Consider the following 23,790-nt stretch of genomic DNA (forward strand, 5'->3'; position numbering starts at 1 on the left):
ACGGACATGGCTGTCGAGACGCACACGGCGGCGGGCGCGGCGGACGCCGCGGCGCGCCGGGACCTGGCCGTACGGGCCGCGGTCGAGCAGGGTCTGGTGGGCGGGGCGGATGCCGCGGAGCCCCTGGTCTGCCTGCTGGACGTGACCGGGATCCGATCCTCCGCCGCCGCCCTGACCAGCGCCTTCGCGGCCGCTCTGGCGCCCGGCACCCCCGTCCTGCACGCCTTCGCGGTGAAGGCGTGCCCGCTCGTGCCGGTGCTGAGGCTGCTCTCGTACTGCGGCCTCGGCTGCGAGGTCGCGAGCCCCGGCGAGCTGGCGCTGGCCCGGGCGGCCGGGGTGACACCGGAGCGGACCGTTCTGGACTCCCCCGCCAAGACCGTGGCCGAGCTGCGCGAGGCGCTGGCGCTCGGGATCGCCGTCAACGCCGACAACCGGCAGGAACTGGAACGCCTGGACGCGCTGGTCGCCGAAGCTCCCACGGCGGCCCCTCTGGGGATCCGGATCAACCCGCAGACGGGCGCGGGCGCGATCGACGCCCTGTCCACGGCCACCGCGACGTCGAAGTTCGGGATCGCGCTGCGGGATCCGGGGGCGCGCGAGTGGCTCGTACGGGCCTTCCTGGACCGGCCGTGGCTGACCCGGCTGCACACCCACTCGGGCTCCCAGGGCGTGCCCCTCCCCATGATCGCGGAAGGGGTCCGCGCCCTCCACTCCCTGGCGGAGGAGATCAACGCGGCGGCCGGCCGCCGCCAGGTCGACACCCTCGACATCGGCGGGGGCCTGCCGGTGAACTTCGCGTCGGACGCCGACACCCCGACGTACGCGCAGTACGTGGCGGCCCTCCGGGAGGCCGCCCCGGCCCTCTTCTCCGGCCGCTACGGCCTGGTGACGGAGTTCGGCAGGTCCCTGCTGGCCAAGCACGGGCTGGTGCTCTCCCGGGTCGAGTACACGAAGACCACCGGGGGCCGCCCGATCGCACTCACGCACGCCGGGGTCCAGCTGGCGACCCGTACGGTCTACGCACCGGCGGCGTGGCCGCTGCGGATCCTGCCGTACGACGCGAAGGGCACCCCGAAGACGGGCCCGCCCGTCGCCCAGGACATCGCGGGCCCGGCGTGCTTCGCGGGCGACCTGCTGGCCACGGCCCGGGAACTGCCGGAACTGGCTCCGGGGGACCTGATCGCGGTTCCGGACACGGGCGCGTACTTCTTCACGGCCCACTACGGCTACAACAGCCTCCCGCGCCCGCCGGTCCACGGCTTCACGACGTCCCCCGGGGGCACGGTCCACTTCACCCTGGCCCGCCCGGCCCAGTCGGCGGCATCGATCGTGGCGGAGGCGGGGGGCGGTTTGCGGGACGGGCTGGTGTGACCGGGGTGACGGAGACCGCTGACCGGCATCGGGGATGCGGGGCTATGCGTGCGGCCGTCGCCCCTGTGGGGGGGTGAAGACCCCGCCCCGGCGGAGCCCCTACTCCACGAACAACCCCCGCGCCGCCGCCCGCGCGTCGAAGGCCTCCAGGCGGGCCTGGGCATCCGGGAGGGCGTCGGCCATCGCCTCCAGCAGGACCCGGCCCAGCAGCATCGGCGCGCACGCCGTGTCGAAGGCCAGTCCCGTCCCGACGGGCGCCGGGATCAGCAGGTCCGAGGAGCGGGCCACCGGGGCGAACGCCGAGTCCGCGACCGTCACCACCTTCAGCCCGGCCGCCCGCGCGTGGTCCAGGGCCTCCGCCACCTCCCGCGGATGCCGCGGCAGCGCGAAGCACAGCAGCGCCGAGGCCCCGGCCCCGGCCGCCGCGTCGATCCGGTCGGCGAGCATCGAGCCGCCCTCGTCGAGGAGCCGTACGTCCGGGTGCACCTTGGCGGCGAAGTACGCGAACCCGCGCGCCTGCGAGGACGCCGCCCTCAGCCCGAGCACGGGCAGCGGCCTGGACGCGGCGAGCACCCGGCCCGCCTCCTCGACCGGCGAGGGGTCTGCGAGCATCGCCGAGAGCTGCCGCAGGTTCTCGATCTCACCCTGGACGGCCTGCTGGTACTCGTTGTACGCGTCCCCCTGCGCGGCCTCGGCGCGCTCGGCGGGAGCCACCTCGCGCAGGTGCCGGCGCAGCGCCGGATATCCGTCGAAGCCGAGCGCCACCGCGAAGCGGGTCACCGAGGGCTGGCTCACCCCGGCCAGCTCGGCGAGCTCCACGCTCGACAGGAACGGCACGTCCGCCGCACCCCGGACCATGCAGTGGGCGATTCGCCGCTGGGTGGGCGTCAGCCGGTGCCCCTCGAACAGCTTCTGCAGCCGCGCTGCCGGGCTGTCGCTCATCCCGACCCCTCCGTCCCCATGAATATTCAGTCACCGAGCACTCTGCATGCGGTTATGCAGCACGGCAAGCCGCGGACCGCTCCGCGAGACGACCCGGGGTGGGGACGGCCCCGGGATACGGGGGCTACCCCCAGTGCCGGCGCCGGCGCCCGTTCCTACGCTGGGCTCATGGAGTCCCAGGAGCTGAAGAAGGAACTCGACGCGACGTTGGACGCCCGGCGCGAGCTGGGGCCGGACTACGAGGCCGCGCTCGTGGACTCCTTCGTGGAGAAGGTCGACACCCAGGTCCGCCGCCGGCTGGCCGAGGAGCGCCTGGCCGCCGTCCGCGGGGGCCAGGGCGGCGGCGCGCTGTCGCCGCTGGACGGCAACTTCGGTGAACGCTTCGGCTTCGCGATCATCACGCTGGTCCTGGCGATCCCGCTGTCGGCCATCGGCGCCACGCAGGCGGGGTTCAAGGGCCTGCTGGTCGCCTGGGCGGGCGTCGTCGGCGTGAACTTCATCCACGCGACGAAACGCCTCCGCCACCGCTCCTGACCGCTGCACGGGCGAGCCGAGCCCAATGAAAAAGAGGTGTGCGCGGGGACCGCCGCACCCTCGCGAGCGCGAGGGGCGGGACGACGGCGGTCCCCGCGAAGGACACGGGCCGGGTCAGGGCCGGCCGCGTCCGTGGCGTCCACGCGGTCCGGGAGCCGCTCCGGAATCACGCCAACGCCGTTCGGTGGTGCCGGCCGGGGCGTTTGCGCTCCTGCCGACAACCACCACTGTGCCGGAGCCGTGTTAAGCCGGTGCTGCCGTCACATGACGGGCCCGTACCTTTTGGACGACATACCGACACGGCGTCATCCCGCCACCGGCAGCGGCTACTTCGCGCCCTTCGCGAGGAACGCCAGCAGGTCCTGGCGGCTGACCACGCCGGTCGGCTTGCCCTCGACCAGCACGATCGCCGCGTCCGCCTCGCCCAGCACGGACATCAGCTCCGACACCGGCTCGCCCGAGCCGACCTGCGGCAGCGGCCTGCTCATGTGCTTCTCGAGCGGGTCGGACAGCGAGGCCTGCTTCGCGAACAGCGCCGCCAGCAGCTCCTTCTCCACGACCGAGCCGATGACCTCGGCGGCCATCACGTCCGGGTGGCCGGCGCCGGGCTTGACGATGGGCATCTGCGAGACGCCGTACTCGCGCAGCACCTCGATGGCCTCGCCCACGGTCTCCTCGGGGTGCATGTGGACCAGGGACGGCATGGCGCCCTCCTTGTCCGCGAGCACGTCGCCGATGCGCGCCGCGGGGCCCGCCTCCTCCAGGAAGCCGTGACCGGCCATCCACTCATCGCTGAAGATCTTGCTCATGTAGCCGCGGCCGCTGTCCGGCAGCAGGACGACGACCACGTCGTCCGGGCCGAGGCCCTCGGCGGCCTTCAGCGCCGCGACGACCGCCATGCCGCAGGAGCCGCCGACGAGGAGGCCCTCCTCCTTGGCGAGGCGGCGGGTCATCTGGAAGGAGTCCTTGTCGGACACCGCGATGATCTCGTCGGTGACGTTCGGGTCGTACGCGGTCGGCCAGAAGTCCTCGCCGACGCCCTCGACCAGGTACGGCCGGCCGGAGCCGCCGGAGTAGACCGAGCCCTCGGGGTCGGCGCCGATGACCTTGACCTTGCCGCCGGACACCTCCTTGAGGTAGTTGCCGGTGCCCGAGATCGTGCCGCCCGTGCCGACGCCCGCGACGAAGTGGGTGATCTTCCCGTCCGTCTGCTCCCACAGCTCGGGACCGGTGGTCTCGTAGTGCGAACGGGGGTTGTTCGGGTTGCTGTACTGGTCCGGCTTCCAGGCGCCCGGGGTCTCGCGGACGAGGCGGTCGGACACGTTGTAGTAGGAGTCCGGGTGCTCGGGGTCGACGGCCGTCGGGCAGACCACCACGTCGGCGCCGTACGCGCGCAACACGTTGATCTTGTCCATGGACACCTTGTCAGGGCAGACGAAGATGCACTTGTAGCCCTTCTGCTGGGCCACGATGGCGAGTCCTACGCCGGTGTTGCCGCTCGTCGGCTCCACGATGGTGCCTCCGGGCTTGAGGGCACCGCTCTGCTCGGCGGCCTCGATCATCCGGACGGCGATCCGGTCCTTCACGGATCCGCCGGGATTGAAGTACTCGACCTTGGCAAGGACGGTGGCCTGCAGGCCTTCGGTCACACGGTTGAGCTTCACCAGCGGGGTGTTGCCGACGAGGCTGATCATCGAGTCGTGGAATTGCACCATGTTCTCCAGGGAGGGGACTCCACGGGTTCTCCGGGAGGTCCGGCCAGAGTATGCGGAAAGGGATTGGCCGACCGGCAGTACGGGGCAGGTAGGTCATCGAGGCCAGGCAGCAAAGCGAGGTGGCTCGACAGGTGTCCAGGGCGAGGACGGCCCGCCGGATCGCGGCGGGCGCGGCGTACGGCGGCGGCGGGCTCGGGCTGGTCGGAGCCGCCGCCGTGGGGCTGGTGCTGGCGGAGGTCCAGTTCGCCAAGCGGACGGTGGGCACCGGGCTGGGCGATCCGCCGCGGGCGGACGGGCTGTACGGGAGTGAGTTCGCCAGACCCGAGGCCGGCCCCGGGCTGGAACCGGGCACCGTCCCGCTGCGGCTCGCCATGCTGGGCGACTCCACGGCCGCCGGGCTCGGTGTGCGCCGGGCCAGACAGACCCCGGCCGCGCTGATGGCCTCGGGGCTGGCGGCGGTGGCCGAGCGCCCGGTGGAGCTGCGCAACGTGGCCGCCTCCGGGGCCATGTCCGACGACCTCGACCGCCAGGCGGGCCTGCTCCTGGACGGCGAGCTGCCGCCGCCGGACGTGTGCGTGATCATGATCGGCGCGAACGACGTGACGCGGCGCATGCCGCCGACGCAGTCGGTGCGCCACCTCACCTCGGCCGTACGCCGGCTGCGGCTCGCGGGCTCCGAGGTGGTGGTCGGAACCTGCCCCGACCTGGGCACCATCGAGCCGGTGTACCAGCCGCTGCGGTGGCTGGCCCGCCGGGTCTCGCGCCAGCTGGCTGCCGCGCAGACCATAGGGGTCGTCGCCCTGGGGGCCCGTACGGTCTCGATGGGAGACCTGCTGGGCCCGGAATTCGCGGCGAACCCCCGCGAGATGTTCGGCCCGGACTCGTACCACCCGTCGGCGGAGGGGTACGCGACCGCCGCCATGGCCGTCCTCCCCACCCTGTGCGCGGCGCTCTCCCTGTGGCCGGAGTCGGACCGCCTGGAGGTGGCGCGGAACGAGGACATGCTGCCGGTGGCCAAGGCCGCGTCTGCCGCTGCCGGGCAGGCGGGCACCGAGGTCACGGCCGCCCGCGGGCCGTGGGCCCTCCTCAAGCACCGTCGCCGCCGCCGGGTCCCGGCCGAGGACGTGTCCGCACCCCCACCCAACCCGGACCCCGTCCCGGGCCCCCAGGTGGCAGGCACCTAGGTGCCGGAGCGGGGCGGAACAGGGCGCTGGGCGGGGGCGTTGCACCTGCGGAGCGACCGGCATCACATGCCGAAGCCGGTGACCTCGACCGTACGGGGCGGTAACTTCGCATGCGGTCCCGCAACGACGCACCCCTTGGAGTCCCGATGCCCGAAGCCGTCATCGTTTCCACCGCCCGCTCTCCCATCGGGCGCGCCGGCAAGGGATCCCTCAAGGACGTCCGCCCGGACGACCTGACCGCCACGATCATCCAGGCCGCCCTCGCCAAGATCCCCGAGCTGGACCCGCGCCAGATCGACGACCTGATGCTCGGCTGCGGCCTCCCCGGCGGCGAGCAGGGCCACAACCTGGCCCGCATCGTGGCCGTGCAGATGGGCATGGACTACCTGCCCGGCACCACGATCACCCGCTACTGCTCCTCCTCGCTCCAGACCTCCCGCATGGCGCTGCACGCCATCAAGGCCGGCGAGGGCGACGTCTTCATCTCCGCGGGCGTCGAGACGGTCTCCCGGTTCGCGAAGGGCTCCTCGGACGGCCTGCCGGGCACGCACAACCCGCTCTTCGCCGACGCGGAGGCCCGTACGGGCGCCGTCGCGCAAAGCGAGGGCTCCTCCTGGCGGGACCCGCGCGAGGACGGCCTGATCCCGGACGCCTACATCTCCATGGGGCAGACCGCGGAGAACCTGGCCCGGCTCAAGGGCGTGACCCGCCAGGACATGGACGAGTTCGGCGTCCGCTCCCAGAACCTGGCCGAGGAAGCCATCAAGAACGGCTTCTGGGCCCGCGAGATCACCCCGGTCACCACCCCCGACGGCACCGTCGTCTCCACGGACGACGGCCCGCGCGCCGGCGTCACCCTGGAGGGCGTCTCGGGCCTCAAGCCCGTCTTCCGCCCCGACGGGCTGGTCACGGCCGCCAACTGCTGCCCGCTCAACGACGGCGCCGCCGCGCTGGTCATCATGAGCGACACCAAGGCGCGTGAGCTGGGCCTGACCCCGCTGGCCCGGATCGTCTCCACCGGCGTCACCGGCCTGTCCCCCGAGATCATGGGCCTCGGCCCGGTCGAGGCGTCGAAGCAGGCCCTGAAGCGCGCCGGCCTGACCGTCGGCGACATCGACCTGTTCGAGATCAACGAGGCCTTCGCGGCCCAGGTCATCCCCTCCTACCGGGACCTGGAGATCCCGCTGGAGAAGCTGAACGTCAACGGTGGGGCCATCGCCGTCGGTCACCCGTTCGGAATGACCGGCGCCCGTATCACCGGCACTCTGATCAACAGCCTGCAGTTCCACGACAAGCAGTTCGGCCTCGAGACCATGTGCGTGGGCGGCGGCCAGGGCATGGCCATGGTCATCGAGCGCCTGAGCTGAGCCGGAGCGGAGGGTAGGGGTCGCCGCGAGGAACGAGCGGCGGCACCTGCCCGCAGCGGTGGCGAAGATCAGCGCGACCACAAGGCGAGCGCCTGAGCCAGGTACCGTCCAGGCGCCGCAAGGGATCTGCTTGATCCCTTGCGGCGTACTGACGCCGAATCTAATCCCGTCGCGGCCGACCTGTGACCGAATCTCCCCCAGGATGTGACCTTTGTCCTGGGGGTTTGCCATTTCCCCAGGTCAGGGCATATTCGCCAGCTCCTGGTGTGACCAAAGCCCTGTCCAATTCGTGACGTAATGCACTGCACGCCATTCCCAGGTCGGGACACTCTGATGTAGGAAGTCGGGGGATCGAATCAACCAGGAGTTAGTCAGTGAGCGCCATGTCTCTTGCCCTACTGCTGACCACGGCCGCCGCCGCGGCCGTGGGCGCTGCTGCGCTGCACGCTGTACACGGCCTGCGCAAGCAGGTGGCGGCCCTCCGCAGTGAGCTGGCCACGCCGGCCCACGCCCGCGGCGGTGCGGCCGTCCCGCACGCCCGCAGTGCCGTGCATTCCCCCGCCGCCGAGATACGAGCCGCCGTGGCCGAGGCCCTGGCCGAGGAGCGCGAGCGCGAGCTCGCCGAGGCGCGGGCCTTCTGGGCCGCACAGGAGGCCCGTGACGCCGCGGACGCTTCCCCCCTCTTCGCCGGGGAGACCCCCACCTCCCTGCTGGGCGGCCTGCCCGGGCTCGGTGAGGACGGCCCGGCCGTCTTCCTGCCCCGCCAGGCGGACCTGGTGGGTCTGGAGCCGGTGCTCGGCGACGAGGCGGCTGGGGGCACCTCCCGGCCGGAGGCCGGCGGAGACTACCCCGAGGATTCCGCCGAGCTGGCCGCCGCGCGCCGGCGCCACCCCTCGCACCCCGACTTCGTACCGGTCCAGGCCCCGGCCCCCGGCGCCGACCACGAGCGCACGGTCAGCCGCCTGGAGGAGCTCGCGGAGGCCCGCACGGCCCTCGCCGACGTCCGCCCGGGCCCGCTGGGCACGCTCGACGTGTACGTCTTCACCGACGGCACCACGCTGTGCATGACCCCGGGCCACCGGGAGACGGCGGAGCGCCTCGCCGAGGCCCTGCGCTCGGGCACCGCGCCGGTCCTGCTGGGCGGCTCGGGCATCTCGGGCGCCTATGCGCTGACCTTCTCCTGCGGTGACTCCCAGGACCCGGACAACAATGTCTACATCCTCGCGGACCGCGTCATCGCGTCGCTCTGACTTCCGCCTGCTCCACCAGCCGTACGGCCTCGTCCAGCACCTCGGACGGGGCCTTCGCGGTTTCCGCGGGCTCCTCGGCAGCGGCCGCGCGCAGCGCCTCCGCGAGGTCCAGCCCGGCCACCGCGACCTGGTCCCCGACCACGAAGACCCCCGCGTCGGGCATGTTCCGCGCCGGAGCCGCCCCCTCGGCCTGCTCCGGCACCTCCAGCGCCTGGGCCCGTACGGAGAGCTCCCGGGCCAGCTCCAGCGCCTCGGCGGCGGCCCCCTGCTGGAGACGGCTCTGCGGCATGGCCCGCAGCCGGTCGGCGAAACGTTCCACGGCGGCGCTCAGAGGCGAAGTATCAAGCACCCGGCCGACCTTACGCGCCGCCGCGGCACCATTGCCAACGGGCGAACTCTCCGGCACGGTGGCGTGAAGAGAACAGCACAGCACGGCGATACCTCCGGAGGCGCCCATGTCCGTAGAGTTCTCCGAGCAGACCCACCGGAACATGATCGACAGAATCCCCCTGACCACCGGTCGTGAACTCTCCGACTGGCTCCGCACCGTGGACGACGGCCCCTCCCTCGTCCGGTTCGAGGAGAAGGTCAGCTGGCTGCGCGGTGCGCACGAGCTCTCGTACGGCCAGGCCAAGGCGATCATCCACGAGTACGACCTGCGCAGGGCGGCCCGCAAGTTCGGCTGAGCCCTCCCCGTCCCGATCCCCTCGACCCCTCGTTCCCTGTTCCCCCGTTGCCGGGACATCGTTCCCGTCCCCGATTCCCTGCCCCCGACCCCGTACCCCCTCCGAGACGCGGGAAGGCCCCGCGAGCGGTGAGCTCGCGGGGCCTTCCCCCTGCCGGTGGGGGCGCAGGTACCCGGTACGACTACAGGTACGACTAGTCGTCGCCGGAGAGGATCGAGAAGATCCGCAGCAGCTGCATGTAGATCCACACCAGGGTCACGGTCAGGCCGAAGGCCGCGAGCCAGGCCTCGTCGCGCGGCGCGCCGTACGCGATGCCGTCCTCGACCTGCTTGAAGTCCAGGGCGAGGAAGCAGGCGCCGAGGACGACGCCGATGACGCCGAACAGGATGCCGAGGCCGCCGCTGCGGAAGCCGAGGCCGTCACCGCCCGCGAAGACCGAGAACAGCAGGTTCGCGACCATGAGCAGCATGAAGCCCATGGCGGCCGCCATCACGAAGCCGTAGAAGCGGCGGGTGACGCGGATCCAGCGCATCTTGTACGCGAAGAGCACGGAGGCGAACACGCACATCGTGCCGAGCACGGCCTGGATGACCACACCGGCGCTGAGGTAGGTGCTGGTGGCCGCACTGATGACGCCGAGGAAGAAGCCCTCGAACGCCGCGTAGCCCAGGATGATCGCCGGGGATGCCTTGCGCTTGAAGCTCTGGACGAGCCCGAGGACCAGCGCGACGAGCGCGGCGCCGACGGCGATGCCGTACGACTTGCCGAGGTTCGCCGGGTCGACGGGCATGGCGATCCACGCGATCGTCGCCGTGAGGATGACCGTACCGAGCGTCATGGCCGTACGGCTCACGACGTCGTCCATCGTCATGACGTCGGCGCGCGCGGGCGCCTGCGGCATGCCGGTGGTCACGTCGGTGGCGTAAGGATTCGTCGCGTACGGGTTGGTCCCGGCCTGCTGGTGCTGCGCGTCAAAGCCCGCGTAGCCCCCGCTGTCGCGGCTGAACCCCCGTCGCGAGAAGACCGGGTTGCTGCTCCTCATCTCACTCCTCCATGGCCACCGTGCGCAGCCTTGCAACAAGAGTAATGCGCTCGCAAAGAAAGCACCCTACTGCTGGAGGAGGATCTTAGGAGAAGGCACGGCGAAGCGCCGGAGATATTCGGGAGGGTGCGGGAGTGCCCGGAGCCGGACTTGAACCGGCACGGCCTAAGGCCAGCGAGGTTTAAGCTCGCCGTGTCTGCATTCCACCATCCGGGCAGGGCGTAGCGGCTCCCGTACAAAAGCACTGAACGCTGCGCCGAGCCTATCCGGAACGCCCAGGTCGCCAGCGGGGTCTCTATCCGATGTTGTCTGATTTTATTGGCGCTTGAGGGTCCGTCAGGCGCGAGAACGCACGGTGGGCCCGTTACGGGCGGCGATCACCCCCGAAACGGGAATGACGGGATTTCGATGGCTCGCGCCACCCTGCCCGCCACCCTTCCCGCCACCCCGGGCCACCCCGGGCCACCCCAGGCCACCCGCCCCGCCCCCGAGCAGCGCCGGGCACGCGGTCCGCCCCTGAGGACCGCCCGGCCGGCTGTCATACCAGAGGAGGAGGCGGGCCGCCCCGCGATCAGACTCCAGTGGGCCAGGGAACGGGCACCTCGGCTGATCCCCGGGGCGACCGGCGCAGCGACGATGGAAGAGTCCCGCCGATCAGCAGACCGCACCCCGGTCCGCAGCCCGAGGAGTCGCTTCCGTGACCACCATGAACTACGCCCCCCGCACCACCCAGGCCGTGGCCGCCCGGGCCACCGGCCTCTCCAAGGTGTACGGCCAGGGCGAGACCCAGGTGGTCGCCCTCGACAACGTCTCCGTGGACTTCGGGCAGGGACAGTTCACCGCGATCATGGGGCCCTCGGGCTCCGGCAAGTCCACCCTGATGCACTGCGTCGCCGGCCTGGACACCTTCTCCGCCGGCTCCGTCCGCATCGGCGACACCGAGCTCGGCACCCTCAAGGACAAGCAGCTGACCCAGCTGCGCCGGGACAAGATCGGCTTCATCTTCCAGGCGTTCAACCTGCTGCCGACCCTGACGGCGCTGGAGAACATCACCCTGCCGATGGACATCGCGGGCCGCAAGCCCGACAAGCAGTGGCTGGACAACGTGATCACCATGGTCGGCCTCTCCGACCGGCTCGGCCACCGCCCCACCCAGCTCTCCGGCGGCCAGCAGCAGCGCGTGGCCGTGGCCCGCGCCCTGGCCTCCCGCCCCGAGATCATCTTCGGTGACGAGCCCACCGGAAACCTGGACTCCCGCTCCGGCGCCGAGGTCCTCGGCTTCCTGCGCAACTCCGTCCGCGAGCTCGGCCAGACCGTCGTCATGGTCACCCACGACCCGGTGGCCGCCTCCTACGCGGACCGCGTCATCTTCCTCGCCGACGGCCGCATCGTCGACGAGATGCTCAGCCCCACCGCCGACGGGGTGCTCGACCGCATGAAGGCCTTCGACGCCAAGGGCCGCACCAGCTGAGGGACTGCCCCTCCGCCAGTCCTCCTCCGCTGACCCCCGACACCTGGACTCCTCCGCCATGTTCCGTACCGCCCTGCGCAACGTCCTTGCGCACAAGGCCCGGCTGCTGATGACGGTGCTCGCCGTCACCCTCGGCGTCGCCTTCGTCTCCGGCACCCTCGTCTTCACCGACACCCTCAAGAAGTCCCTCTCCAACCAGTCCGCCAAGAGCTACGAGGGAGTGGCCGTCTCCGTCACCTCGTACGGCCAGGGCCGCAACCAAGCAGGCGAGAAGGAGGGCGATCCCGGCCTCAGCCAGCAGACCCTCGACAAGGTCAAGGCGCTCCCGGGCGTCGGCTCCGTCTCGGGTCGCGTCGCCGGCTTCGCCGGCGTCGGCGACGAGAACGGCAAGCTGATCGGCTCCGGCTGGTCCAACCAGGGCGCCAACTACACGCCCGTCAAGGACGGCAAGGACCCGCGCTACGCCTTCGCCCAGGGCGCCGGCCCGGTCAAGGCCGACGAGATCGCGCTCGACAGGGCAACCGCGGACAAGGGCAAGTACAAGGTCGGCGACAAGGTCCGCGTCGCCACCAACGGCCCGGTCAAGGAGTACTCCCTCGCCGGTGTCTTCACCACCGAGGACGGCGCCGTCCAGGCCGGCGGCAGCCTGGTGCTCTTCGACACCAAGGTCGCCCAGGAGCTCTACCTCAAGCCCGGCTACTTCCAGGAGATGTCGGTCGGCGCGAAGGACGGCACCTCCGCCGACAAGCTGCTGGCCGATATCAAGCCACTGGTCGACAGCAAGAACACCAAGGCGCAGACGGGTGCGGCGCTCGCCAAGGAGCAGGCCAAGGAGATCGAGAAGGGCCTGGGCCAGATGGGCACCATGCTGCTCGTCTTCGCCGGCATCTCGCTCTTCGTCGGCATCTTCCTGATCTACAACACCTTCACCATGCTGGTCACCCAGCGCACCAAGGAGCTGGCCCTGCTGCGCGCCGTCGGCGCCAACCGCGGCCAGGTCATGCGCTCGGTGCTCGCCGAGGCCCTGGTCGTCGGCGCCGTGTCGGCCGCCGTCGGCCTGATCAGCGGCGTCGGCCTGGCGGTCGGCATGCGCTCCCTGATCGGCTCCTTCGGCGCCAAGCTCCCGGGCGGTGACCTCGTGATCGCCCCGGGCACCGTCGTCGCGGCCCTGGTCATCGGCATCCTGGTCACGACGATCGCCGCGGTGCTGCCGGCCTGGCGCACCGGCCGGATCGCCCCGGTCGCCGCCATGGGCAGCGCCCACCTGCCGGCCACCGCGAAGTCCCTGGTCCTGCGCAACGTCCTCGGTTCCGTCATCAGCGTCCTCGGTGTCGGCCTGGTCATGCTCGGCGTGTCCACGGGCGGCGACGACGGCCGTATGACCATCGGCGCGGGCGCCTTCTTCATGCTCATCGGCATGATCGTGCTGCTGCCGCTGCTCTCCAAGCCGGTCATCGGGGCCGTCCGCCCGCTGCTGCAGAAGGTGTTCGGGATCCCCGGCAAGCTGGCCTCCCAGAATGCCGTCCGCAACCCGCGCCGCACCGCCGTCACCGCCGCGTCCCTGGCGATCGGCCTGACCCTGGTCACCACCCTGTCGGTGCTCGGCATCACCGTGGGCAAGGTCGTCGACCGCATGAGCACCGAAAAGCTCAAGGCGGACTACAAGGTCTCCATGGCCGACGACATGGGCAGCCTCGACAAGTCGGTGGCCGAGACCCTGGCCAAGGCCCCCGGCATCAAGGCCGTCTCCCCGCAGACGGGTGGCTTCTTCAAGGTCGGCGAGGACTTCCGGTCGGCCTCCGGTGTCAACCCGGCCGCCATCGGCCAGCTGCTGAACATCGAGACCGTCAGCGGCTCGGTGGACTCCCTCGGCAAGGGCGAGATCCTGGTCGCCGAGAAGACCGCGAAGAAGCAGAACCTCGCCGTCGGCTCCACGCTCAAAGTGAAGTACGACGACGGCCAGGAGGGCACCCTCAAGGTCGGCGCGGTCTACAAGGACATGGAGGGCCTGCTCTCCCCGTACGTCATCGACAACAAGATCCTCAGTGAGCACAGCGAGGAACAGTACGTCCGCGAGGTGTACGTCAACGTCGACGGCGGGGCGTCCAAGGCCGGCCAGCAGAAGGTCGTCGACGCCCTGGGCAAGAACCCGGCCATCACCGTCGCCACCCAGCAGGACATGCGCAACGAGATGGGCGGCATGATCAACACCATGCTGAACGTCATGTACGGCCTGCTCGGCATGGCGCTGATCATCTCGGTGCTCGGTGTGGTCAACACCCTGGCGATGTCCGTCTTCGAGCGGACCCAGGAGATCGGCATGCTGCGGGCGATCGGTCTCGACCGGGGCCGGGTCAAGAACATGATCCGCCTGGAGGCCGTCGTGATCTCGCTCTTCGGAGCGACCCTGGGCGTCGGCATCGGCATCTTCCTCGCCTGGGCGGTCGGCACCACGATGGCGAAGGCCATGCCGAACTACGAACTGATCCTCCCGTGGGACCGGATCGGCATCTTCCTCCTGCTGGCCGCCGTGGTCGGCGTCCTGGCCGCCATGTGGCCGGCCCGCAGCGCCGCCCGGCTGAACATGCTGACCGCCATCAAGACGGAGTAACCATCGCGAGGGCGAGGGACACGGAAGGGCCCCGGGGCACGCCCCGGGGCCCTTCCCCCGTTTGCACGAGGGCCCGCCGTACCAGGTCTGCCCAACGGGGTCACGCGCCCCAGGTGCGCAGCCGCAGCGGCAGGTCCGAGCGGCCGGCCGCCGCGGGCTTCACCGCGAGGACCTGGTTGACGCCGAGCCGGCCGCGCTCGAAGCCCAGCGCCGAGGCCGCCATGTACAGCAGCCAGACCCGGGCCCGCCCGGGCGAGGTCAGCCGTACGGCCGCCCCCCAGTGCTCCTCCAGCCGGGCCACCCAGGCGCGCAGGGTCAGCCCGTAGTGCTCGCGCAGCGCCTCCACGTCGCGGACCTCGAACCCGGCCCGCTCCAGCTCGCCCACCGTCGTGCCCAGCGGGGAGAGCTCGCCGTCGGGGAAGACGTAGGCGTCGATGAACTCGTCGACCCGGTACGCCTCTTCGTCCGGCTCCGGCGGGCGCGCGATCTGGTGGTTCAGCAGCCGGCCGCCGGGGGCCAGCAGGGCGTGCAGGGTGCGGGCGTACTCGCGGTAGCGGTCGGCGCCGACGTGCTCGGCCATGCCGATGGACGAAATGGCGTCGTACGGGCCGTCCTTGACGTCCCGGTAGTCCTGGATCCGGATGTCGACCCGGTCGGCCAGACCCTCCTCCGCGGCCCGCTTGCGGGCGTACACGGCCTGCTCGCGCGAGAGGGTGATGCCGGTGACGCGGACCCCGTACTCCCGGGCCGCGTGCAGCGCCATGGAGCCCCAGCCGCAGCCGACGTCGAGGAGCCGCAGGCCGGGCTCGAGGCCCAGCTTCCGGCAGACCAGGTCGAGCTTGTCCCGCTGGGCCTCCTCCAGGGTGGAGCCGGGGCTCCAATAGGCGCAGGAGTACACCATCGAGGGGCCGAGGACGTGCTCGTAGAACTCGTTGCCGACGTCGTAGTGGTGGCTGATCGCCTTCCGGTCGCGGCTCCTGGTGTGCAGCGGGCCGCCGCGGCGGGGCGCCTCCTCGGGCGGCGGCGCGGGCGCCGGCCACGGCCGGGCCAGGGCGACGAGGTCGCGCAGGGCGGCCCGGGCGGCCGGGTCGCGCAGCAGCGCGGCGGTCCCGGCGGCGCCCGCCGCGGCCCGCTCGGGCAGGTGGGGCAGGTGCGGGCGCAGGGCGGCGAGTTTGCCGAGCCCGGAGCGGCGGATCGCCGGCGGGCCCTCGGGGGCGGCGGCGGGATCCCGCTCCCAGAGCAGGCCGGCCACCCGGTCCAGCAGTTCGAACAGGTCACCCTCGACGGTGATGTCGCCGGCGACCCAGGCACGGGCCAGGCCCAGTTCACCCGGTCGCCACAGGACGCGCCGCAGGGCGCGCCGGTTGGCCAGCACCAGGGTGGGGCCGGTGGGCGGTCCGGCCTCGCTGCCGTCCCAGGCGCGAATCCGGACGGGCACGGGGGCGCCCAGCAGTGTCTCGGCAAGAGTGGCCAGCCGCGGCGCGGCGTCGGTCATCGTAGGCACCTCCAGAACGATCCGACCGAACGGCCTACCCATTTCCGGGGCCCGTCAATCGGACACCCCCCTCCATCGGGCGGACCGCCGGAGGGACCGCCGGGGGGGCCGCCGGAAGGTCCGCCGCAGCGGCTGCCGGGAACGCCGAAGGGGCCGCCCGCACCACGGATGGCGGGCAGCCCCTTCGGGGACGTGCTGGAGAGTTGCCGGTCAGGCCCGGGTCAGGAGGCCTTGGCCTTCGCGGCGGGGGCTGCCGCGGCGGCCGGAGCCGGCGCCGGCTTGGCGGCCTCGTAGAACTCTTCGCGCGGGGTCTCGAGCGCACCGAGGGAGACGACCTCGCGCTTGAGGAACATGGCGAGGGTCCAGTCGGCGAAGACGCGGATCTTGCGGTTCCAGGTCGGCATGGCCATGCCGTGGTAGCCACGGTGCATGTACCAGGCGAGCCGGCCCTTGAGCTTGATCTTCATCTTGCCCATGACGATCATCGCGACGCCCTTGTGGAGGCCGAGGCCCGCCACTGCACCCTTGTTGGAGTGGGCGTACTCGTGCTGCGGGAAGCCCCGCATGCCCGAGATGACGTTGTCGCCGAGGACCTTGGCCTGGCGCAGCGCGTGCTGGGCGTTCGGCGGGCACCAGGCGTTCTCGACGCCGGCCTTGCGGGCGGCCATGTCCGGGACCTGGGCGTTGTCGCCCGCGGCCCAGATGTAGTCGGTGCCCTGGACCTGGAGGGTCGGGGCGGTGTCGACGTGGCCGCGCGGGCCGAGCGGCAGGCCGTAGCGGGCCAGCGCCGGGTTCGGCTTGACGCCTGCGGTCCACACGATGGTGTTGGAGTCGACCTCGAGGCCGTTCTTCAGCACCACGTGGCCGTCCACGCAGGAGTCCATGGAGGTGTTGAGGTAGATCTCGATGCCGCGCGACTCGAGGTGCTCCTTGCCCCAGGTGCCGAGCTTGGGCCCGACCTCGGGGAGGATCTTGTCGGCCGCGTCCACCAGGATGAAGCGCATGTCCTCGCGCTTGATGGTGGTGTAGTACTTCGCGGCGTCGCGGGCCATGTCCTCGACCTCGCCGATCGTCTCGGCACCGGCGAAGCCGCCGCCGACGAAGACGAAGGTGAGGGCCTTGCGGCGGACGTTCTCGTCCGTCGTGGACTCGGCCTTGTCGAGCTGCTCGAGGACGTGGTTGCGCAGGCCGATGCCCTCTTCGACGCCCTTCATACCGATGCCCTGTTCGGCGAGGCCGGGGATCGGGAAGGTGCGGGAGACGGCGCCGAGCGCGATCACCAGGTAGTCGAAGGGCAGCTCGTACGCCTCGCCGACCAGCGGCGTGACGACGGCGACCTTGCGGTCCTGATCGATGCTGGTGACCCGGCCGGTGAGAACCTCTGCCTTGGGCAGCACGCGTCGCAGCGGGACGACGACGTGCCGAGGCGAGATGCTGCCTGCGGCCACTTCGGGGAGGAAGGGCTGGTAGGTCATGTACGACCGGGGGTCGACGACCGTGACGGTCGCCTCGCCATAGCGCATCTTCTTCATGATCCGCTTGGCCGCGTACAGGCCTACGTACCCACCTCCTACAACGAGGATCCTGGGACGCTCCGTGGTGCTCATGGAACGAGTATCCAGCACCCAAAGGGGTGTCGCTCGTGAGCCCCTTCACAAGGTGTCGGAAGGCCTCTGTTACACTGCGCGGCCCACGTGACGGAGGTCATGGCGCCGAACGGGAACCAGGGTGTAACGGGAGTCGTTGTTCACCCGTCCTGAACTGGCCTCCAGGCCCATAAGCGGAGTAGACCACCGGGTTGGTGGATACCTACCGACGAGGCCGGGCCGCGCCCTCGAAACACACGAACGCACACGAAAAAGAGGCCCGCGAGCCCCGGGAGCCCCCCAAAGAGACCTTCCCGCAGCCCATCAGGCCCCTTTTCCTTGTGAAGAACTTCACGAACTTTCTGTGGAGGGCGGGACCTAAGGCCCCCGTAAGGGCCCCCAGAGGTCCCCGGCAGGCCCCCCGCGACCCTCGCACCAGCCCCGCACAAGCCACCCGCGACCCACCCGTCAGGCGATGGACCAGGCGATTCCGTCGAGGATGTCGTGCTCCGAGACCACGACTTCCGAGGCGCCGATGCGCTCCATGATCGCGAGCAGCACCAGGGTGCCCGCGCCGATGACGTCCACCCGGCCCGGGTGCAGGACCGGGATCGCCGCGCGTTCGGCGTGCACCGACGTCAGCATGCGCTCGGTGATCTCGCGGACCTGCTCGTACGAGATCCGGGAATGGTGGATCGCCGAGGAGATGTACTCCGGCAGCCCGAGGGCGATCCCGGCGACCGTGGTCACCGAGCCGGCCAGGCCCACCAGCGTGCGCGCCTCGGACAGCGGGACCGTCTGCTCCACGAGGTCCAGCGCCGCCTCGATGTCGGCCCGTATGGCGGCGATCTGCTGTGCGGTCGGCGGGTCGGTGACCGCGCCGTCCACCACCAGGTGGCGCTCCGTCATGCGGACGCAGCCCACGTCGACCGAAAGGGCCGCCCGTACGTGCTCCTCGCCGACCACGAACTCGGTCGAACCGCCGCCGATGTCCACCACAAGGAACGGCGTCTCCATGTGGGTGGTGCCCGTCAGCTCCTTGGTGGCGCCGATGAAGGAGAACTCCGCCTCCTGGTCACCGGAGATCACCTCGGGCTCGACGCCCAGGATGCCGAGGACCCCCTGGACGAACTCGTCCCGGTTCTCGGCGTCGCGGGAGGCCGAGGTCGCCACGAAGCGCAGCCGCTCCGCACCCAGCTCCTTGATGACGGCCGCGTACTCGCGGCAGGCCGCGAAGGTGCGCTCCAGCGCCTCCGGGGCCAGCCGGCCCGTCTTGTCGACGCCCTGGCCGAGGCGGACGATCGTCATCCGCCGGTCCAGCTCGACCAGCTCGCCGGTCTCCGGGTCGCAGTCCGCGACGAGCAGGCGGATGGAGTTCGTACCGCAGTCGATTCCGGCGACGCGGGTCACGCGTCCGACTCCTTCTGCTCCGCCTTCTCCGCCTTCTCCGCGCACGGGGTGACGCAGGCGCCCTTGGCCCACCACTCCGGCAGCATCGCCAGCGCCTCGTCGCCGAACGGGTTCACCCCGGGCCCGGCGGCCAGCGAGTGGCCGACCAGCACGTGCAGGCACTTCACCCGGTCCGGCATCCCGCCGGCGCTCGGGAAGCCCTGGAGCACCTCGATGGCGTCGCGGCGCCGGATGTAGTCCTCGTGCGCGGCCTGGTAGGCGGCGGCCAGCTCGGGGTCCTCGGCGAGCCGGGCCTGCATCTCCTTCATCACGCCGTTCGCCTCGAGCGTGCCGATCGCGGAGGCCGCGCGCGGGCAGGTGAGGTAGTACAGCGTCGGGAAGGGCGTGCCGTCGGGGAGGCGCGGGGCGGTCTCCACCACGTCCGGCTGGCCGCAGGGGCAGCGGTGGGCGATGGCGCGCAGCCCGCGCGGCGGGCGGCCGAGCTGCTGCTCGAACGCCTCGATGTCCGCGTCGGTCGGCTCGGTCCGGTCGGTCTGGGGCGGGGGCGTCTGCATGCCTGGAGGAAGTCTCTTCGTTCTCGTGGATGGGTGCGGTGCTCGGGTGCGGTACTCGGAGTGCCGTTGCTCGTCACTCGCCGGGGCGGTCGGCCTTGTCGACGCCGTCCCAGACGTTCGAGTACCAGGGCCGGTCGGATCCGGCCGTTCCGGAACGGTGCCGCTCGGCGGCCCCGGCCCCGGGGTCGGTCATGATGTAGCTGATCTCGCCCGGGCGGACGAAGTGCAGGTGCTTGCGCGCCTGCTGCTCCGCGTACGCGTTGTCCTGCCAGCGGGCCTTCTCGTCGCGGAGGCGTTCGAGGCGCCGGCTCGCGGCCTCGGCGGCCCGCTGCTGCTTCGCGATCTCCGAACCCTGGGAGACGTACTGGCGCATCGGATACGCGAGGGCGACGACCAGCGTACAGAGGACGAGCACCAGGAGCGCGGCCCGGCCGGTGAGCCGGCTGCGGCGGACCTGACGGCGCGTCTGCGAGCGGTAGACGTGGGCGGCGGTCCGCTCGCCGAGCTGCTTGAGCCTGGTCGCGGTGGAGAAGGTGGAGAACCGATCCCGGTTCCCGGCCATTGATCCCGCCTCCCCTTGTACGCGGTACGCACTACGCAATACGTCCCCGCACACGGTACGGGACCGAGTGCGGGGACGTACGGAAGCAAGAGCGTGGTTAACCCTTGGCCCTTGGCCCTTGGCCCTTAGCCCTTGAAGCGCGGGAAGGCGGAGCGGCCCGCGTACACCGCGGCGTCGTCGAGGATCTCCTCGATGCGCAGCAGCTGGTTGTACTTGGCGACGCGGTCCGAGCGGGCCGGGGCGCCGGTCTTGATCTGACCGCAGTTCACGGCGACGGCGAGGTCGGCGATGGTGACGTCCTCGGTCTCACCGGAGCGGTGCGACATCATGCACTTGAAGCCGTTGCGCTGGGCCATCTCGACGGCGTCGAGGGTCTCGGTCAGCGAACCGATCTGGTTCACCTTGACGAGCAGGGCGTTGGCGGAGCCCTCCTCGATACCGCGGGCCAGGCGCTCCGGGTTGGTGACGAAGAGGTCGTCGCCGACGATCTGGACCTTGGTGCCCAGCTTGTCGGTGAGGGTCTTCCAGCCGGCCCAGTCGTCCTCGTACAGCGGGTCCTCGATGGAGACCATCGGGTACGCGGAGACGAGCTCCTCGTAGTACTCGGTCATCTCGGCGGCCGAGCGGGACTGGCCCTCGAACTCGTACTTGCCGTCCTTGTAGAACTCGGACGCGGCGACGTCGAGCGCGAGCGCGATGTCCTTGCCGGGGACGTAGCCGGCCTGCTTGATGGCCTCGACGATGAGGTCGAGCGCGGCGCGGTTGGACTCCAGGTTCGGGGCGAAGCCGCCCTCGTCGCCCAGGCCGGTGGAGAGGCCCTTGGTGTGCAGGACCTTCTTGAGGGTGTGGTAGACCTCGGCACCCCAGCGCAGCGCCTCGGAGAAGGACTCCGCGCCGATCGGGGCGATCATGAACTCCTGGATGTCCACGTTGGAGTCGGCGTGCGACCCACCGTTGAGGATGTTCATCATCGGAACGGGCAGCAGGTGCGCGTTCGGACCGCCGAGGTAGCGGAAGAGCGGGAGGTCCGAGGCCTCGGACGCGGCGTGCGCGACGGCGAGGGACACGCCGAGGATGGCGTTGGCGCCGAGCGAGCCCTTGTTGTCGGTGGCGTCCAGGTCGAACATGGCCTGGTCGATCAGACGCTGCTCGGTGGCGTCGTAGCCGACGAGCTCCGGGCCGATCTGCTCGATGACGGCGAGGACGGCCTTCTCGACACCCTTGCCGAAGTAACGGTTGGGGTCACCGTCGCGGAGCTCGATGGCCTCGAAGGCACCGGTGGAGGCGCCGGACGGAACTGCAGCACGGCCGGTGCTGCCATCGTCGAGGCCCACCTCGACCTCGACCGTGGGGTTGCCTCGGGAGTCCAGGATTTCCCGGGCTACGACGACGTCGATGGACGGCACGAGCATCTCCTTCTGGGATGTGACGCTGGGTGTGCGGTGGCATGTCAGGCCGTGGGATGGCCCCGCCGACTAGAGCCTAACCGGCTCCGGGCACTCGGCCAGCCGACCGCCCGCCTCCTGGGACGAAAAAGGGCCCGAATACCCGCCTTCCGGTACATAGGACTCTTGACCACCGGCGTCCCGGCCGGGGTCCGGGACGGGACCGGGACGGGACCGGGCGGGGAACAGGAGGGGCTCGGGCCGGACGAACGCCGCCGCCCGGCGCGTGGGGGGAGACGCGCCGGGCGGCGGGGATGCTGCGTGTTGTGCTCGCTGCCGCAGTTGTTACGGCAGGGTTCAGCTGAGCTTCAGCTTCTGACCCGGGAAGATCAGGTCGGCGTCCGAGACGATGTCCTTGTTGAGCTCGAAGAGCTTCTCCCAGCCGCCCTTGACGCCGTTGGCCTCGGCGATGGTGCCCAGGGTGTCGCCGGGCTTGACCTCGTACGAGCCGTTGCCGGTCTTCGGGGCCGGGGCCTCGGAGCGCTCGGAGCGGGTCGTCGGAGCCTCGGAGCGCTTCGTCTCCTTCTTCGGCTCGGTCTTCTTCGGCTGGGTCTTCTTGGTCTCGGTCTTCTGCTCCGTCTTCTTCGGGGTGTCGGTCGTACCACCGCCGGTGTAGGAGGAGTTGGAGAGGCCGACGCCGCAGGACGGCCACGCACCCTTGCCCTGGCCCTTGAGGACCTTCTCGGCTATGGCTATCTGCTGCGACTTGGAGGCCTGGTTGGCCTGCGCGGCGTACGCCTTGCCGCCGTACGCGGCCCAGGTGGAGGACGAGAACTGCAGGCCGCCGTAGTAGCCGTTGCCCGTGTTGATGGACCAGTTGCCGCCGGACTCGCACTGCGCTACGCGGTCCCACTCGGTGCCGGTGGCGGCGGATGCCGAGCCGGCCGCCATGAGCGGGGCGGCGACGGCGACACCGGCGACGCCGGCGAGCGTGACGATGCGGGTGGTCCGCTGAATGGCCGTGGCGCGGCGGTGCTTGCCCTTGCCGGAAAGCAGCATGGAGTTCTCCTCACCGACGCCTGCGAGGTGAGCTGTCGGGTTCGGGCTGATGAGTGCCCGGCCGTGCGACGTGGCGCACGACTTAACCCCTAGCCGTTTCCGTGACCGTCTCTCAACGGCCGGTCCCGGCGCCTACCTTGGTTCCCCCGCTCCTGCCTTCGGCGCTTTACGCGACGACTGTTCCCTCCGGCCGCCGGCAGGATTCGGCGATGCGGTCGAAGGAGCCCGCGGTGGCGGGCGACTCAGAAGGTAGGCAGGTCTCTCCCCGATGTTCAACGAGGAACACCGGGGAGAAACGGCCCCTACTTGCGCTCCCTTTACGGCCGTTTGCGCAGGTGAGGACGGGGTTTGCGGAAGGCTCCAGGCGGGACACGCCAGTTGACCGGAAGAGACGCATGTCTCACTTGCAGATAACGGACATTCAGCTCTTTACGGGTGCCCGAAGTGCCGCTATTCCTAGCTTAGATCCAGGTTCTGGCCGGGCTTGATCAGGTCTGCGTCCTCGCCGATGACCTGCTCGTTGGCGTGGTAGAGCGCGTTCCAGCCGCCCTTGAGGCCCTTGGCAGACGCGATGGTGGCCAGGCTGTCGCCCGCCCGGACCGTGTACGAGGGCGCCGACGCCCCCTCAGATGCGGCGGGCAGCTCGAGGGCGGGCGTACCACGGTGCTTGCCGTTGCCGGAGGTGTCCGGGATGGCACTCGGGTCGGTGGAGGCGCCCGGGGCACCCGGGGCCGCGTGGGCGCTGGGGTCGGCCGGGACGACCGGAGCGGTCGGGTCCGCCGGGTTCCCGGGCGTGGTCGGGCTCCCCGGGGTCGTCGGCGCGGTGGGCGTCGTCGGGGCCGTGGGGGTACCCGGGGGCGCGGTCGGGTCGCCGGGGAGCACCGGGACGGTCGGCGACGTGGACGGCACGTCCGGGTCGGGCATGACGGGCAGTCCGCTGTTCGGCGCGAGCGGCGCCGGCGGGAGCGTGAAGTCCGGGGCCGGAGCCGGGGTCGGGGCGCCGAAGTCCAGCGCCTTCGCTCCGGAGCCGCCCTTCGGGATCGAGTGGTCCGGGCGCGAGGGGCTCGGGGCGACGGGGCCGAGCGTGCCGGGCAGGCCCGGGTCCACGGTCGCGGCGGGGGCCTGCCGGGTCAGCCCGGCAGACTCCGAGCACTGCCCCCACGCCTGGGGGCCCTGGGTGCCCAGCACCCGCTCGGCGACGGCGATCTGCTGCGAGCGGCTGGCGAGGTCGGGGCGCTCGGCGAAGTCGAGGCCGCCCGAGGAGTTCCACTGCTCCTGCGTGAACGAAAGTCCGCCGTACGACCCGCTGCCGGAGTTGGCGCTCCAGGAGCCGCCACTCTCGCACTCGGCGACCTTGTCCCACGTGGAGGTGTCCGCCGCGCTCGCGCCGGTGGCGGCGAGCAGCGGCAGGGCCAAGGCGGAACCGGTGACTCCGGCGGTGACGACTATCGCGGGTACCTGGCGGGGGCGTCTGTGGCGGCCGTTCCCGGAACGCATGAGCTGCACCTTTCGCATAACGGCTGGGTAACGGCAGAACCTAGCCGTCTTAGCACGTCAGTAACAACT

Annotated in this window: 20 protein-coding genes, 1 tRNA gene and 1 riboswitch; of the genes, 8 read left to right on the plus strand and 13 right to left on the minus strand. The window is 71.2% G+C overall.

From position 1 onward, the window contains the following. The first annotated feature begins 6 nt into the window (after window positions 1-6). A complete protein-coding gene (locus AB0M76_RS12335) occupies window positions 7-1,371 on the plus strand; it encodes a diaminopimelate decarboxylase (RefSeq protein WP_365952825.1) in 1,365 nt (454 codons plus the stop codon). A 99-nt stretch (window positions 1,372-1,470) separates the two neighbouring features. Here AB0M76_RS12335 and AB0M76_RS12340 read toward each other — a convergent pair whose 3' ends face one another. Next, entirely contained in the window at window positions 1,471-2,313 is an 843-nt protein-coding gene (locus tag AB0M76_RS12340) for a MurR/RpiR family transcriptional regulator (protein WP_365952826.1), read from the minus strand. Window positions 2,314-2,481: 168 nt separating this feature from the next. On the opposite strand from AB0M76_RS12340, the gene AB0M76_RS12345 reads away from it, so the two are divergent. Continuing rightward, window positions 2,482-2,847, plus strand: a complete 366-nt coding sequence (locus AB0M76_RS12345; RefSeq protein ID WP_365952828.1) for a hypothetical protein — start codon at window positions 2,482-2,484, stop codon at window positions 2,845-2,847. Between the two features lie 326 nt (window positions 2,848-3,173). On the opposite strand, the gene AB0M76_RS12350 is transcribed toward AB0M76_RS12345, so the two are convergent. Then, complete coding sequence (locus AB0M76_RS12350; protein ID WP_365953177.1) at window positions 3,174-4,559, minus strand: cystathionine beta-synthase; 1,386 nt, start codon at window positions 4,557-4,559, stop codon at window positions 3,174-3,176. A 122-nt stretch (window positions 4,560-4,681) separates the two neighbouring features. Between AB0M76_RS12350 and AB0M76_RS12355 the strand changes: the two genes are divergently transcribed. The 3 genes from AB0M76_RS12355 to AB0M76_RS12365 all read left to right on the plus strand — a co-directional run bounded on the left by AB0M76_RS12355 (window position 4,682) and on the right by AB0M76_RS12365 (window position 8,363). Next, window positions 4,682-5,746 (plus strand): SGNH/GDSL hydrolase family protein, encoded by a 1,065-nt coding sequence (locus AB0M76_RS12355; protein WP_365952829.1) that lies wholly within the window; start codon window positions 4,682-4,684, stop codon window positions 5,744-5,746. A 146-nt stretch (window positions 5,747-5,892) separates the two neighbouring features. Beyond that, window positions 5,893-7,113 carry an acetyl-CoA C-acetyltransferase gene (locus tag AB0M76_RS12360; protein WP_365952830.1) on the plus strand — a complete coding sequence of 407 codons (1,221 nt, stop codon included), beginning with the start codon at window positions 5,893-5,895 and terminating at the stop codon, window positions 7,111-7,113. Window positions 7,114-7,496: 383 nt separating this feature from the next. Beyond that, complete coding sequence (locus AB0M76_RS12365) at window positions 7,497-8,363, plus strand: hypothetical protein (RefSeq protein ID WP_365953178.1); 867 nt, start codon at window positions 7,497-7,499, stop codon at window positions 8,361-8,363. Here AB0M76_RS12365 and AB0M76_RS12370 read toward each other — a convergent pair. After that, window positions 8,347-8,712 (minus strand): hypothetical protein, encoded by a 366-nt coding sequence (locus tag AB0M76_RS12370; RefSeq protein ID WP_365952831.1) that lies wholly within the window; start codon window positions 8,710-8,712, stop codon window positions 8,347-8,349. The two genes, AB0M76_RS12365 and AB0M76_RS12370, sit on opposite strands and share 17 nt — an antisense overlap. Before the next feature lie 106 nt (window positions 8,713-8,818). On the opposite strand from AB0M76_RS12370, the gene AB0M76_RS12375 reads away from it, so the two are divergent. Next, window positions 8,819-9,049, plus strand: a complete 231-nt coding sequence (locus tag AB0M76_RS12375) for a DUF4287 domain-containing protein (RefSeq protein ID WP_214958001.1) — start codon at window positions 8,819-8,821, stop codon at window positions 9,047-9,049. A gap of 193 nt (window positions 9,050-9,242) precedes the next feature. Here the strand turns inward: AB0M76_RS12375 and AB0M76_RS12380 are convergent, their stop codons facing one another. After that, window positions 9,243-10,091 carry a Bax inhibitor-1/YccA family protein gene (locus AB0M76_RS12380; RefSeq protein ID WP_365952832.1) on the minus strand — a complete coding sequence of 283 codons (849 nt, stop codon included), beginning with the start codon at window positions 10,089-10,091 and terminating at the stop codon, window positions 9,243-9,245. Between the two features lie 135 nt (window positions 10,092-10,226). Continuing rightward, window positions 10,227-10,307: transfer RNA gene (locus AB0M76_RS12385), tRNA-Leu, on the minus strand. Between the two features lie 481 nt (window positions 10,308-10,788). Here AB0M76_RS12385 and AB0M76_RS12390 point away from each other — a divergent pair. Then, a complete protein-coding gene (locus tag AB0M76_RS12390; RefSeq protein ID WP_365952833.1) occupies window positions 10,789-11,562 on the plus strand; it encodes an ABC transporter ATP-binding protein in 774 nt (257 codons plus the stop codon). Window positions 11,563-11,620: 58 nt separating this feature from the next. Continuing rightward, a complete protein-coding gene (locus tag AB0M76_RS12395; protein WP_365952834.1) occupies window positions 11,621-14,173 on the plus strand; it encodes an FtsX-like permease family protein in 2,553 nt (850 codons plus the stop codon). A gap of 100 nt (window positions 14,174-14,273) precedes the next feature. Here AB0M76_RS12395 and AB0M76_RS12400 read toward each other — a convergent pair whose 3' ends face one another. The 8 genes from AB0M76_RS12400 to AB0M76_RS12435 form a co-directional block, all read right to left on the minus strand. Next, window positions 14,274-15,668 carry a cyclopropane-fatty-acyl-phospholipid synthase family protein gene (locus tag AB0M76_RS12400; RefSeq protein ID WP_365952835.1) on the minus strand — a complete coding sequence of 465 codons (1,395 nt, stop codon included), beginning with the start codon at window positions 15,666-15,668 and terminating at the stop codon, window positions 14,274-14,276. Window positions 15,669-15,889: 221 nt separating this feature from the next. Further along, window positions 15,890-17,275, minus strand: a complete 1,386-nt coding sequence (locus tag AB0M76_RS12405) for an NAD(P)/FAD-dependent oxidoreductase (protein ID WP_266666397.1) — start codon at window positions 17,273-17,275, stop codon at window positions 15,890-15,892. Between the two features lie 447 nt (window positions 17,276-17,722). Beyond that, window positions 17,723-18,664 (minus strand): Ppx/GppA phosphatase family protein, encoded by a 942-nt coding sequence (locus AB0M76_RS12410; RefSeq protein WP_365952837.1) that lies wholly within the window; start codon window positions 18,662-18,664, stop codon window positions 17,723-17,725. After that, window positions 18,661-19,218: a DUF501 domain-containing protein gene (locus tag AB0M76_RS12415; protein WP_365952838.1), complete on the minus strand. Its 558-nt coding sequence runs from the start codon at window positions 19,216-19,218 to the stop codon at window positions 18,661-18,663. The genes AB0M76_RS12410 and AB0M76_RS12415 overlap by 4 nt, the downstream gene beginning before the upstream one ends. A 73-nt stretch (window positions 19,219-19,291) precedes the next feature. After that, window positions 19,292-19,780: a septum formation initiator family protein gene (locus AB0M76_RS12420; RefSeq protein ID WP_365952839.1), complete on the minus strand. Its 489-nt coding sequence runs from the start codon at window positions 19,778-19,780 to the stop codon at window positions 19,292-19,294. A 125-nt stretch (window positions 19,781-19,905) separates the two neighbouring features. Then, window positions 19,906-21,192: a phosphopyruvate hydratase gene (gene eno, locus AB0M76_RS12425; RefSeq protein ID WP_037793436.1), complete on the minus strand. Its 1,287-nt coding sequence runs from the start codon at window positions 21,190-21,192 to the stop codon at window positions 19,906-19,908. Between the two features lie 330 nt (window positions 21,193-21,522). After that, window positions 21,523-22,224, minus strand: a complete 702-nt coding sequence (locus AB0M76_RS12430; protein ID WP_365952841.1) for a transglycosylase family protein — start codon at window positions 22,222-22,224, stop codon at window positions 21,523-21,525. Between the two features lie 2 nt (window positions 22,225-22,226). Continuing rightward, window positions 22,227-22,398: riboswitch (cyclic di-AMP (ydaO/yuaA leader) on the minus strand. A 282-nt stretch (window positions 22,399-22,680) separates the two neighbouring features. After that, complete coding sequence (locus tag AB0M76_RS12435) at window positions 22,681-23,721, minus strand: transglycosylase family protein (protein WP_365952842.1); 1,041 nt, start codon at window positions 23,719-23,721, stop codon at window positions 22,681-22,683. Between the last annotated feature and the right edge of the window lie 69 nt (window positions 23,722-23,790).

The organism is Streptomyces sp. NPDC051364 (assembly GCF_040682115.1).
GTDB lineage: Bacteria > Actinomycetota > Actinomycetes > Streptomycetales > Streptomycetaceae > Streptomyces.

What these genes read in the sequence shown, in the direction of transcription:
- AB0M76_RS12380 (WP_365952832.1), bottom strand. Translation starts at nt 10,091, where the DNA reads ATGAGGAGCAGCAACCCGGTCTTCTCGCGACGGGGGTTCAGCCGCGAC.
- AB0M76_RS12395 (WP_365952834.1), top strand. Translation starts at nt 11,621, where the DNA reads ATGTTCCGTACCGCCCTGCGCAACGTCCTTGCGCACAAGGCCCGGCTG.
- AB0M76_RS12430 (WP_365952841.1), bottom strand. Translation starts at nt 22,224, where the DNA reads ATGCTGCTTTCCGGCAAGGGCAAGCACCGCCGCGCCACGGCCATTCAG.
- AB0M76_RS12400 (WP_365952835.1), bottom strand. Translation starts at nt 15,668, where the DNA reads ATGACCGACGCCGCGCCGCGGCTGGCCACTCTTGCCGAGACACTGCTG.
- AB0M76_RS12335 (WP_365952825.1), top strand. Translation starts at nt 7, where the DNA reads ATGGCTGTCGAGACGCACACGGCGGCGGGCGCGGCGGACGCCGCGGCG.
- eno (WP_037793436.1), bottom strand. Translation starts at nt 21,192, where the DNA reads ATGCTCGTGCCGTCCATCGACGTCGTCGTAGCCCGGGAAATCCTGGAC.
- AB0M76_RS12375 (WP_214958001.1), top strand. Translation starts at nt 8,819, where the DNA reads ATGTCCGTAGAGTTCTCCGAGCAGACCCACCGGAACATGATCGACAGA.
- AB0M76_RS12435 (WP_365952842.1), bottom strand. Translation starts at nt 23,721, where the DNA reads ATGCGTTCCGGGAACGGCCGCCACAGACGCCCCCGCCAGGTACCCGCG.
- AB0M76_RS12415 (WP_365952838.1), bottom strand. Translation starts at nt 19,218, where the DNA reads ATGCAGACGCCCCCGCCCCAGACCGACCGGACCGAGCCGACCGACGCG.
- AB0M76_RS12345 (WP_365952828.1), top strand. Translation starts at nt 2,482, where the DNA reads ATGGAGTCCCAGGAGCTGAAGAAGGAACTCGACGCGACGTTGGACGCC.
- AB0M76_RS12420 (WP_365952839.1), bottom strand. Translation starts at nt 19,780, where the DNA reads ATGGCCGGGAACCGGGATCGGTTCTCCACCTTCTCCACCGCGACCAGG.
- AB0M76_RS12360 (WP_365952830.1), top strand. Translation starts at nt 5,893, where the DNA reads ATGCCCGAAGCCGTCATCGTTTCCACCGCCCGCTCTCCCATCGGGCGC.
- AB0M76_RS12365 (WP_365953178.1), top strand. Translation starts at nt 7,497, where the DNA reads ATGTCTCTTGCCCTACTGCTGACCACGGCCGCCGCCGCGGCCGTGGGC.
- AB0M76_RS12340 (WP_365952826.1), bottom strand. Translation starts at nt 2,313, where the DNA reads ATGAGCGACAGCCCGGCAGCGCGGCTGCAGAAGCTGTTCGAGGGGCAC.
- AB0M76_RS12405 (WP_266666397.1), bottom strand. Translation starts at nt 17,275, where the DNA reads ATGAGCACCACGGAGCGTCCCAGGATCCTCGTTGTAGGAGGTGGGTAC.